This is a genomic window from Fervidicella metallireducens AeB (assembly GCF_000601455.1).
In the GTDB taxonomy this organism is placed as follows: Bacteria; Bacillota; Clostridia; order Clostridiales; family Caloramatoraceae; genus Fervidicella; species Fervidicella metallireducens.
Genome location: NZ_AZQP01000009.1, coordinates 63,404 through 74,682, shown reverse-complemented (window position 1 = coordinate 74,682; position 11,279 = coordinate 63,404). Strand labels below are relative to the sequence as shown.

At 30.6% G+C, this 11,279-nt stretch carries 15 protein-coding genes; 2 read left to right on the top strand and 13 right to left on the bottom strand.

The features are described from left to right. The 7 genes from Q428_RS04495 to Q428_RS15600 all read right to left on the bottom strand — a co-directional run. On the bottom strand, positions 1–533 hold a 533-nt coding region (locus Q428_RS04495; protein WP_035378600.1), incomplete at its 3' end, for a recombinase family protein. Positions 534–595: 62 nt separating this feature from the next. After that, the gene (locus tag Q428_RS04490) at positions 596–880 is read right to left on the bottom strand and encodes a hypothetical protein (RefSeq protein WP_035378598.1); all 285 of its coding nucleotides are present in this window, start codon (positions 878–880) and stop codon (positions 596–598) included. A gap of 42 nt (positions 881–922) precedes the next feature. Next, on the bottom strand, positions 923–1,093 hold the full coding sequence (locus Q428_RS15360) for a hypothetical protein (RefSeq protein ID WP_161633590.1): 171 nt from the start codon (positions 1,091–1,093) through the stop codon (positions 923–925). A gap of 140 nt (positions 1,094–1,233) precedes the next feature. Beyond that, entirely contained in the window at positions 1,234–1,734 is a 501-nt protein-coding gene (locus Q428_RS04480; RefSeq protein ID WP_035378596.1) for a YozE family protein, read from the bottom strand. Positions 1,735–1,904: 170 nt separating this feature from the next. Continuing rightward, the gene (locus Q428_RS04475; protein ID WP_084478112.1) at positions 1,905–4,616 is read right to left on the bottom strand and encodes a DUF927 domain-containing protein; all 2,712 of its coding nucleotides are present in this window, start codon (positions 4,614–4,616) and stop codon (positions 1,905–1,907) included. 25 nt (positions 4,617–4,641) lie between these two features. Further along, positions 4,642–4,845: a hypothetical protein gene (locus Q428_RS04470; protein ID WP_035378594.1), complete on the bottom strand. Its 204-nt coding sequence runs from the start codon at positions 4,843–4,845 to the stop codon at positions 4,642–4,644. A 119-nt stretch (positions 4,846–4,964) separates the two neighbouring features. Continuing rightward, positions 4,965–5,141 carry a hypothetical protein gene (locus Q428_RS15600; RefSeq protein ID WP_169734714.1) on the bottom strand — a complete coding sequence of 59 codons (177 nt, stop codon included), beginning with the start codon at positions 5,139–5,141 and terminating at the stop codon, positions 4,965–4,967. 169 nt (positions 5,142–5,310) lie between these two features. Here Q428_RS15600 and Q428_RS04465 point away from each other — a divergent pair, with 169 nt between their 5' ends. Both Q428_RS04465 and Q428_RS15900 read left to right on the top strand, forming a co-directional pair. Continuing rightward, positions 5,311–6,171 (top strand): DUF6076 domain-containing protein, encoded by an 861-nt coding sequence (locus Q428_RS04465; RefSeq protein WP_035378592.1) that lies wholly within the window; start codon positions 5,311–5,313, stop codon positions 6,169–6,171. Between the two features lie 297 nt (positions 6,172–6,468). Next, the gene (locus Q428_RS15900; RefSeq protein WP_341349004.1) at positions 6,469–6,633 is read left to right on the top strand and encodes an ATP-binding protein; all 165 of its coding nucleotides are present in this window, start codon (positions 6,469–6,471) and stop codon (positions 6,631–6,633) included. 82 nt (positions 6,634–6,715) lie between these two features. Here Q428_RS15900 and Q428_RS04460 read toward each other — a convergent pair whose 3' ends face one another. Genes Q428_RS04460 through Q428_RS04435 form a run of 6 tightly spaced genes read right to left on the bottom strand, consistent with a single transcriptional unit; the run spans position 6,716 to position 11,080 of the window. After that, positions 6,716–7,249 carry a hypothetical protein gene (locus Q428_RS04460; RefSeq protein ID WP_035378590.1) on the bottom strand — a complete coding sequence of 178 codons (534 nt, stop codon included), beginning with the start codon at positions 7,247–7,249 and terminating at the stop codon, positions 6,716–6,718. A 16-nt stretch (positions 7,250–7,265) separates the two neighbouring features. After that, a complete protein-coding gene (locus Q428_RS04455; protein ID WP_035378589.1) occupies positions 7,266–8,012 on the bottom strand; it encodes a hypothetical protein in 747 nt (248 codons plus the stop codon). A 14-nt stretch (positions 8,013–8,026) separates the two neighbouring features. Further along, positions 8,027–8,761 carry a hypothetical protein gene (locus Q428_RS04450; RefSeq protein ID WP_035378587.1) on the bottom strand — a complete coding sequence of 245 codons (735 nt, stop codon included), beginning with the start codon at positions 8,759–8,761 and terminating at the stop codon, positions 8,027–8,029. 18 nt (positions 8,762–8,779) lie between these two features. Then, the gene (locus Q428_RS04445) at positions 8,780–10,234 is read right to left on the bottom strand and encodes a dynamin family protein (protein ID WP_035378585.1); all 1,455 of its coding nucleotides are present in this window, start codon (positions 10,232–10,234) and stop codon (positions 8,780–8,782) included. A gap of 40 nt (positions 10,235–10,274) precedes the next feature. Continuing rightward, on the bottom strand, positions 10,275–10,859 hold the full coding sequence (locus Q428_RS16290; RefSeq protein ID WP_341349003.1) for a patatin-like phospholipase family protein: 585 nt from the start codon (positions 10,857–10,859) through the stop codon (positions 10,275–10,277). After that, complete coding sequence (locus Q428_RS04435) at positions 10,856–11,080, bottom strand: patatin-like phospholipase family protein (protein ID WP_035378581.1); 225 nt, start codon at positions 11,078–11,080, stop codon at positions 10,856–10,858. Before Q428_RS04435 ends, Q428_RS16290 begins: the two co-directional genes overlap by 4 nt. Positions 11,081–11,279: the final 199 nt, after the last annotated feature.

Below are 11,279 nucleotides of genomic sequence, written 5' to 3'. Positions count from 1 at the left end.
TATCCATACATAAACCTTAAGTTAACAAGTTCTCCTTCTTTAAATCCTTTTCTTATTCGCCATTTTATGTTTTCACTAACTGACCTACTCTCTTCCTGTGCAAAAGAAGCGAGGATAGTTAGCATAAGCTCCCCATCCCCGCTAAGACTGTGAATATTTTCTTTTTCAAAATATACATCTACATTTAAGTCCTTTAGTTCTCTTACTGTTTCAAGTAATGTTACTGTATTTCTTGCGAATCTTGAGATTGACTTTGTAATTATCATATCTATTTTACCCATTCTGCAGTCATCAAGCATTCTTTGAAACTCTGGCCTTTCATCCTTTGTTCCAGTAATAGCTTCATCTGCATATACTCCCGCAAATTCCCATTCAATGTGTTTTTGTATAAAGCTGCTGTAATAGCTGATTTGAGCTGAAAGAGAGTGAAGCATTGCATCTTTTCCACTTGATACTCTTGCATAGGCAGCAACACGTTTTTTAGATATAGGTTTTATAATTTTAGAATCAAGCTTTATAACCTTTCTTTGCATTATTGCTTCCCCCTTTCAGCTACACATGTTAGCTCTTATTTTGATACAAAGCAAGTTAATTCTTAATTTATATTAGAATACCTTGCTCTAATATCATCAAGTAATGCTTTAATATCTTCTAAGTCAGGTTTTATATCAAAATGCTTTTCTACTATTTCATAGCCACCTTTTGTTCTCCAAACATAAATATCAAATTTTGATTTTATAGTTTTGCCTCCTGATATTTCAACATCGTAGCCATTTTTCAAATCAAGATATACACAGTTTTCTAAGTCAATTTCTTTAACAGTATATGGTTCTCCTAAGTAGTTTAATAGTCTTTGTTTACCTCTTGATATTTTCAACATTTAAATCCCTTCTTTCTATTGTATATTGTTATAACCACTATACTATTTATCATCATTTAAATTAAGGGAATACCAGTAGCCATCAAGGCCATGCCTTTTACATAAATTTCTAACATCATCTTTTTTTACTTTTAAAAGAGTAGCAATACTTGTATAACCATATCCTTTCCTTCTAAGTTCTAATACCTTTTCTTTTTCATGTGGACTTAGCATTTTATTCACCCCCATTCTACACTCCCCGGGTTTAGAAATCTGCGTTTTTTAGCGTGAGGGGAGCCGCCCGACCTTTAGCCAAAACCTGCAGAGATTTAACCCCCCTTCCCTCATTTCTTTTATTTTTTACCCTCCGATTATTAATCGAATAGCTCTTTCTTCTTATTCTTGCTTTTTTCAAAATAACTCCAAGCTTTCTCAAATGCTCCATATGTTTTTATTTCTTCACTATCAAGGTATCTCTTTATTTCATCTTTATCATTAGACTCCCTTGGGAAACCATATAGCTTTTCTATATTTCTAGTAAAATCTCCTAATAACGAATCTTTGTTTCTATACCTTTTATAACAAAACCCATAGAAACTATCAGGTATCCTTACCTTCATTTTAAAATGCCAATTTAGCTTACTTTCATCTGCTGCCTTAAATCCTGCCTCCAGCATAGCACCTTTAAACTGACCATTATAAACATAAATATTTGTGTCTCTTTCAAAGTCGTGTTTTAACCCATAACTTGTCCTCTTTGTATATGCCCTTTTAGATGGCTCAAATCTCTCCTTTATCCACTTTATTAAAATCTCTTTTTTAGTTTCATCTAAATCTTTAAAGCTTTCTGGTCTATTACAATAATCCATATACATATTATTATCTCCTTTCCATATTTTAGTTTTACCCTTACTAGTATTACCAGTAAAATTGTCTTTTTTGATGCTTCTTAACTAAAACTATTTATATTGATATAAATTGCTACATTTATTTTTTATCCTATATCAATTATGCAGCTAATTTTTTAGAATTACTGGTAAGGGTATTATTTTAAAAAGTCTATATTATATTCCTCATACATAGATACTTCTTCTTTTTTATCTCCTATTGGAACTTTAACAACATATACTCTACATGTTTTTCCACATATACTTTTAGATATTTGAAATCTCCTTATCCCTTCAGTATCAATATAGCTTTCAATATACCCCCTTTCTGCAAATCCTCTAAATACCTTCTTTGGTGAAAACCCTGCCTCCTCTAATGCCTTATGTGCATAGGTTGGAATAACAAAATAGTTTTCATTCAAATCTATTCTTCCATATCTTGGGCTTGGTGTATCAAATTGAAACCTTTGATTATTTGCAATTATCCAATTTACAAATGCCTCCCATGCTCTTTCGATATTATCACTTCTTGTTAGTTGTCTGTTATTTTCTATCATCTCTTCTGCTGTTTTTATTGCCATATTAAATGCAGTATCCTCATCCTCTTCAAATACATACATTGATGATAAATAGTCACCTAATGCAACAACTGATACTTCGTTAATATGAATACAGTCTACATGTTTTTCCTTAAGCTTTTCTTTTATCCTGTTGAAATTACTATTTAAAAATTCTTCATCCTTGCCTAATTCCTCACATAGCTTCTTTATATACACCTCCCCTGCATGTCCATAATTCTGTTCTGCTGTTTCATGAACCATTGCTGCAAAGGAAACATCCTCAATTGGCTTAGCATAAATTTCAAAGGTTCTTGTATTGGCTCCATCTTGAGTGTTATCACCTATCATTGCCTCTTCCCCTGTTGTTAATATTATGTTTCTCCAATTTAGTATCTCTTGTATTCCACCGTCTTTACTTCCTCTTGTTCTACCTTGCCCTTGTGCCAACATATATATTACGCTGTCGGTAGTCATTCTTTTAGTGTTCAGAACCTGAAGCTCATCTATTGCAAATGGTAAATTCCTAAGTGCTGCCGCCATTCTCTCAAGCCCAACTGCGGTACTATTAAACGACCCAATTAGCTTTGAAGGATTACCAAATGCAGATATGGCAAGTTTTAGAGTTGCTGTTTTACCACTTCTACTGTTATGCCATAAGTGGATGAAGAAAACTCTTTTATGAAGTTGCTCTAATAGAATTGAAGCAAAGCCTGCTGAAATGATAAATCTTGCTGCCGCATTTTCTCTCGCCTTTCTTGCTACATCTAACCATCTTGTATAATCTCCGCTAATTTTAAGCCCTGATATTATTTTTGATGCCTCTTTACTATCATCCTCAAACTCTAATCTTTGTCTTGTACTATATGGGAAGAACTCATTACTATTTAGCCATCCAAGCCTTGCGACTGATTTTTCAAGAGGTATTACTCTATCATTTTCTCTTTCAAAATCTGATAAGTATGATATTAAATCTGATGCGTTATTAGAGGATACTGGAAAGCTACTATCTGCTAATCTTAAAATGCTATTTTTATTAAATACAACTGATCTTGGTGCAAGTATTTTTCTCCAATGTCCATCTCTAAAGAATGCTAACTCTACCTTTTCTGTTTCCATATCTAAATTATGAAATCTTCTACTTATAACTATTGGAGTAAAGCTTACTGGAAATTTATTTATATTCCCATCTGAACTCTGCTCACACATAAATATGCCATCTTGTAGGTCAACTTCCCAACCATATGGAACATTATATCCTTTAGTGTCTAATCCCTTAAGCTTTAATGGCATTTTATTATATGTTGTTATTTCATTAAACTTAATATGTTTTATGCTTTTTTCTAAATCCCTAATATTCACCTTGCCCTTTAATTTAGACTTAATTATTGCAAAGGCAGCAGGGTCATTGTCTTTAATCATAGAAAGCTTATTAAGCATTTCCTTTTCAAAAACTTTTGAGTAATCATCTAAGTTAGTAATAATATCAAGTACATCATCACTCTTAAAAACATCCCATTCTTCACCTGTTATAGGGTCTTCAGGCTTATATCTACATATACTTTTTGCAATAGTTTCAATCTCACTATCGCTAAGAGGTGGGTTGCACCTTGTATTGTTTTCAGCTAATAGTGCTGCTAATATCCCATCATAGCTTAACCCCTTTCTTCTTAAAGCTCCCGCTATACTTGTTAGCATAGAATTTCTTGAGCCTTCCTCTATAACCTCTGGTATTTCCTTAAATGTATTTCTTTTGTTTAAAATTAAATTTATAAGCCATTCATCTGGTTCTGCTATCTCCACTTCATCTATTGAACAGCCTTCTATCCATTCATACCTATTACCGTTTTTATGAACGCTCCCCGGTGCAACTACAAGCCCGCCCCTTGACCTTATATCTACTCCCGGCAGTATTCCTACTTTATTTGGTATATCTAATCCTTCTGATATCTTGAAATAATGATGGCTACCGCCGCTACCTGTTTTCACTGATACTGTCTTTTTAAACTCACCAAAACTTTTTAAACTTTCATATCCATTATTCTTTGTATCTATATCTAATACAAAATATCCTTCTCCTGTTAAAAAACCTATATTTGCATTGGGATGTTTTTTAAACTCTTCTAATATTTCATCTTCATTTGTCGTAGCTTTCTCTTCCCAATTTTTATATATAGGATGTTTACCACTACTTTTGCAGTTTTTTCCTTTATGGCATGTACAGTTACCCTTTTTATCAATTCCATGAAGTATAACTATTTTAAATCCTCTCTTTGCATATCCTACTGCAAGTTTTGCCCTTTCATTAACCATCTTATCCCCCTTGAATTAAATAAGCCTACCTGCTTACTTTATTACTTTTAACAGGCACCTGTCCTAAACTTAACTTATGGCTGTTTATAATTACTCTCCCTTGTGATGCACCAAATGCTACAAGATCTAATCTGCCAAACACATCTCTTACACAAATATCACCAAAGATTTTTCTTCTCTCCTGCATAATCTTATACTGCTTATACTTTCTGCTTGTATTGCCAGACATATTATTCTCCCCCTTAAAACTTATTTTTTGCACTATGTCGGTTTCACCAGATTTCTTCTGATTAGGTTTAAAGTACTATGCCGACTCACCTTAAACTTGTGCTATTAAATTTTTATTTTTTACCTACTCTCTTTGACTTTTAGAATAGCTTCTCTAACTAATTTTTTCTTCTCCTCCGAAAGTTCCTTCCTTAACCATTTAACAAAAGTCACTTCAGAAATTCCAATTGCCTCTGCAACTTCCCATTGTCTTACATCGGCAATTCTAAATTCATCTCTTAAATCTTTGTTTTTCACGGCAACTCCTCCTTGACCATTTAATAAATAGTGTTATATAATTACTATATTATTATTATACTTGATAACTCGTTATCAAGCAATAGTTACAATTATTCATTGTTAACGCATTCAGAAAATTGTTTTTTATTTTTTAATTGATAACTTTTTTAGAAAGAAGGATTTTCATATGGCAGTTACAATAGAATTTGATGATACAAGGCTTACTGAAAGAATCAATGAACCATTTAAAGGTATAGATGAGACTAATTCTTTAGGTATGTCTTTTGTTGATTTTTTATCATTAGGAAAAGACTTATCAAGTAGAAACCATATATATTTTTATTTATTTGATAACTTTGATAGATATATAAATGAAGATTCTTTTCTTTACTCTGGCATAAAAGAATTTATTGACATTTGTATAAAAGATTCTTCTCTTTATACTTTAGATAATTTTATGTTTTTCTTGCATATGCAAGGCTTATCTATACCTCAGCATCATATTGAATATTATTTTAACACTGAAACAGTACTTGAAGATTTAGTTAATCCTTATATGCAAATGTCACCTATGGAAAGAGCTATTAGAGGATTTACTAAATGTGATAAGAGCAAAAATGCTATCACAAATGTTTATACTTGTGACAGTATTGAAGACATTTGTATTGCTTCACTCTATCATTTGATTAAACTTAAAACTCCTATAAAGATATGTGCCAACTGTGGTAAGTACTTTGTTGCACTCCGCCGTTCAGATGCAATTTATTGTGATAGAATCAGCCCATTTAATGCTGCTAAAACTTGCAAAGAAGATGGTTCACAAAGGACATTTGAAGAGAAATTAAAAATGAATGAAGCAGAAAAGCTTAGACGTAGTGTCTATCAAACTCTACAAATGCGTATTAGAAGAAATCCTGATGATGAATACCACAAGGAATACTTTGAAAATTGGAAGAAAGAAGTTGACAAGTGGAAGAATGATATTAAAAAAGGTAAGAAAACTACGGAAGAGTTTATTGAATGGCTTAATTGGAGTAAGATGCGATAATTTAGAGACTGACACCAAATCTGAATTTGGCTATACCAATGTTTTTATGGTATAATATTGGATATTTTAAACATTTTATACCCGGTCATTTTTGACCGCACCTATGTATTTGATTTTGTAATGAGTTTTATATGATAAAAAAGCCATAACCTAAGAGAGTTTAGGCTATGGCTTGGGGTTTAATAAAGCAATTTCTTGAAAATTAGGAAGAGCGGGCAATTGAATAATTTTTTAATACCAACTATTGGCTTAGAGCCGTTTTTTTAATTAGTCTCAAATCTACATGAACAAACATAAATAATTATCACGTCTAATAAAGTATTTGAAAAATGGACTGAGCTCTTGCTGGATGTTGCTCTTACAACAGCTATAATGGACAGGCTAACCTACCGATGTGAGATTTTTAATATGACAGGCAAGAGCTACAGATTGGGAAACAGGAAGTCCTTATTTAATGATTAAATAGAAAAATTTGGGGATAAAAAATTTCCGAAATTTCTCCAAAAGTAATTGCAGGTTACATCATCCCTGTATATTTTATTTATCATCTTATTTGCTTATCTATTGCAGCAATATCTATTTGATCTATCAATTCATTTACAGCCAATAATTTTATCAACATTTTAACATCCTCAATCCTAGACGTTATCATTTCACTCTTTATTAGTAAATTATTCTCCAATTGCTTTTCTCTTTCCAACCAAGTTTTATTAATTTGTTCAACCTTTGCAATGACCGAATTTATAGTTTCTTTTATATCAATGCTATTTTCTACAAAAAGTTTTTTTAATTCTTGAATATTCTCTTGAGATATTGTTTTGTCATCATTTATATCTAATTGTAATTTTTTAATATTATTATCTATTTTTTTAATCGATTCGTTTACAGCTACTAATTCATGAATAATTCCAGCCTTATTATTCTGGACGCACTCATAAAGTGCCTGTATTTTTTGGTCTGTACTTTTCTTGTTTTCAACTATTATATCAATAAGGAATGAAAACTTTTGTTTTATTTTTATTTCTTGCTTTTGTTTTCTTTTTTCTTTAATTCTTAAAATCCATTCATATATAATCACATTAACTCCTCGACTTTCATTTTAAAATTTCACATACTCTTTCTGATGCTTCTAATATAATCAATGGTAGTACACAACTTTTTTCTTTATCACTTTGCATTAATTCATTATCTCTAATTAACTTATCAAAATGTTCCTTTAATAATCTGATTTCTTTTTCTTGTTCTTCTAAAATATTATTAAGATAATCTTGTATATCTTCTATCTGATATTTCAACGTTTCTCTAACATTTTTTGATAGATTATTAAGTGCTTCTTTTATAACTTTTTGTGTAAAATTAGTCATTGCCTGTTTCTTTTCTAATCCAGAATCCATCTTCAATATAGAAAGGCACTCTGAATCATCAAGCGACATTCTTTTTGCTAACGGATCTTTTATTGCACCAATTATACTTTTAGCTATACGTTTTTTACCATTTCTTAATGATTTAAGATTTGCTTCATTATAATTAGTCACTCCAACATCTTCTATTATAGATATCAATTTATCATAATATTCTTCAACTATCTTAATGCATGCATTTTCATACGAAGTTGCCTGTTGAAAATACCCCTCTGAAAAGGATACTAATATCTCATTCAATCTATCAGTTGTATAAATATCAGCTTCTTTTTTGTCATAAGACTTTTCCGCAGCTATTTTTTCAGCACAAGCATCTTGAATTTTTCTTCCAAAGTTACTAATTTTTTCACTTCCAAAGAAATCTCCAACTTTTTCGATACCCTTTCCAATTAATCTTCCAATGCTTTTAAAAATACCCATAACATCAACTCCTACTAAAAAATCTGCTCAATTAAATTACACACATCCATCAAATAATATGCATTTATTATTTGTTTTTTAGCTGTTTCCTCATAATTATCCTTATCAATTGAGTTGAACCTTTCCTGTAATAATTCATTTTGTTTTTGTATTGATTCAACTGCACTAATTACTTCTGTTTCTACATCTTCATAAATTTCTTCTATATTAACCCTAAATTCTCTACAACAAACCTCAAGAGCATTTTTTATAGATTTATTCAAAAATGAGTTCATAGCTTGCTCTTTCTTCGAACCTGGAATCATATTTACTATTTTTCTACATTCAGCATTATCCAATGAAATATTTTTTGATATTTCATTATCTATAGTTCCCTTAATTTTTGATGATATTTTATCAATTTGTCGTTCGATTCTCTTAATACTAATCCCATATTTATCTACTTTTTTTGAGTTGTCTTGTAAAATACTATGAAGCTCTTCTACATAAAAGTTTACTTCCTCATCAATAGTATTCTCTATATCTAGTGCTTTTGCGTGAACTTGATCTTTAAAATCAGAAAATATCTGTATTATTCTGTCTATATTTTCTAGAGATGAATTATCATTTACAGAATCCGTTTTACCTGCTTCTTCTGATGGTTTTTTAAAAATATCTTTTAATATTTTTATTGCTTTAATAATTTTTATTATTATTTCCCCATCTTTATTACCTATAGGCGGTATGGGGCTACCTATAATATTACTCATAGAATTTCCCCCTCAAAATTAAATCAAATTCATTATAGCTTTTTCCAATTCATTTGCTCTTTGTGTTGTAGCAATCTTGAGTTTTTTAAGTAAATCTTCAAGTTCTTTTTTATCTTGCTCGGCTTCTTTATATTTAACATCATATTCTGCCTGCTTTTTCTTAATTTCTTCTATTCCACTCAAGCTTATTTTGATAATCTCTTCCTGAGCTGTTTTAACTTTTATCATCGTTTCTTTTATTGACTCTTTGCATAGCTCATAGCTTTCTGTGATATCTTCTAACAGAAGCTTTTTGTAATTCAGAACGATTTCTTGCTGTATTTTATTTTTTAAAAGTGCAATATTGGTGAAATCTAACAGTTCTTGATATTTTTCATTAATATCTTTAATCCTAAATTTTCTAATAATTGAATCTAAATCCCAATACTTATCATCATCCTCTGAAAGGTTATTATAATCCTTAAGCAAAGTATATAAATAAGCAGATACAGGAACAAGGTTTTTCTTGGCAAGTTCAATACTCCCATATGCGCCCTTTCCTTTTAAGTATTTTAACCATTCTTCTTGCTGTTCTATCCAATTTTCTCTTGGACGATTTAATGTATCAACTTGTGTTGCAATAATATATACCTTTTGGGGATTATATCTTGTATTTGAGAATACACTATAAATAGTAGCCATTTCTTGCCCTGTCAAAGCATCCGATTTAACACAAACTAGAACAGCATTAGCCCTATCTATATAATGCCTAGTTATATTTGACCTATATTCAACAACATCATCCAAACCAGGAGTATCCACTAAAACTACTCCCTCTGGTAATTCGAACTCTTCAAGACCTACTTCCACTTCCTTTACAAAATAATGGCAAACTGATTTAGATGAGGTCCATTTTTGTATCTCATCAATTAAAGCTTTCTGAGAAGCACAAACAATTTTTTTATCATCTTGATCAAGCCATTTATCTTTATCATTTTCAGCACCTAATTTAGCATATTCTTCCAAAAACACTGTAGCTTTAGCTTCATTTGCACTTTTCCATAAAGCATCCCATTCTAATCTTGAGTAAAATGAAACCTTTACGTAATTCTCTGAACCTTTCTTAAATTTAGTAAGTGCAGCAGTTTCAGGTGTCACTTTTGTAGAAGCATATTCACATCCTAGTAATGCATTAATTAAGGTTGACTTTCCAGCCTTTATTGCACCAACAAGAGCAATATGGAATTCTGGATCTGCACATTTCTTCAAAAATGTATCAATATCCTTAAACATCTTAGAAGTTATCTGTTCGCTTATTCCCTCCGATTTAAGAATACTATTAACTTTCTTCATTTTTGTTGCATACTTTTCAACAGTCTTATTCCAAAGAAATGCACTATCAACTGAATTATCATCTACAATTTTTTGTAAATTAGCAAGTTTTGTCTCATATTCTTTTCGTGCATCTTCACATTTGAATTTAAAATCTACCATTTTATCATCCTCCAAATATTTAAAACTTATATTTTCTTTGCTATATTTTTTTTTTGTAGGTGCTACTTTTAACTTTTACATATTCTGGTTTTTTGAACCTATAACACAGATCTGCCAAATTCATTAATGCTAATTTGGTATCATAATATCCTAATTCTATTCTTTCATTAACTGATTGGCTATCAAAATCTAATGTTCCATCAATAAGACCACCTAAATGTTTTGATGGAAAAATTTCAATAACATCTCCTTTATAATTATTAATTGTTGCAGGATTATTTGATAAGTGAATTATAATAATACAATCTAAATCTTCTTTTTCAAGCGGTTTAACTGGTATATTATCTCCATTTGCACCACCATCCACAAACCATTCCCCATCAATTTCAATACTTTCAAATATAACAGGAATTGCTGCAGAAGCTAGCAGTACCTTCTTTTTTAACTCAATATCATAAAAGCTCGACCATTCAAAATATTTATATTCACTTTTATCTCTGTAGCGACAAGTAACATAGCATTTTTTGCATGTACTACTTTTAGAACTACCCTTAATTGCCATTTCAATTAACTCTGCCAGCTTTTTTTGTGAAAAAAGACAATCACCATTGTTGAAGTCATCTATATTTTTTTAAATAGAATATCTTCAACGGAAATTTTTCTCCATATTTCTTCTGCTAAGTGATAATTTCCTTTATAAAAAAGTGCTGCATTAAGTGCTCCTACAGAAGTACCTGATACACATGTAATATAAGGTTCAATCCCCATCTCACGAATAGCCTTCCATGAGCCTATTTGATAAGAACCTTTACCTCCGCCACCTTCAAATACAACTCCAATCTTCATACTCACTTACCTCTTAATAAAATGTGTAATTTTTAGTAACTATATATAATAAATTCTCTTCTATCATTCTCTTTTTTGTACTCAATTTATTTAAAAATTGAAATATCTGTTCAATACCAGGTTGATATGTCTATCGTAAAAATAAAGTTTATGATTTATATGGAATTATAATCGTTAATAGTAAAGTTTATTATAAAAA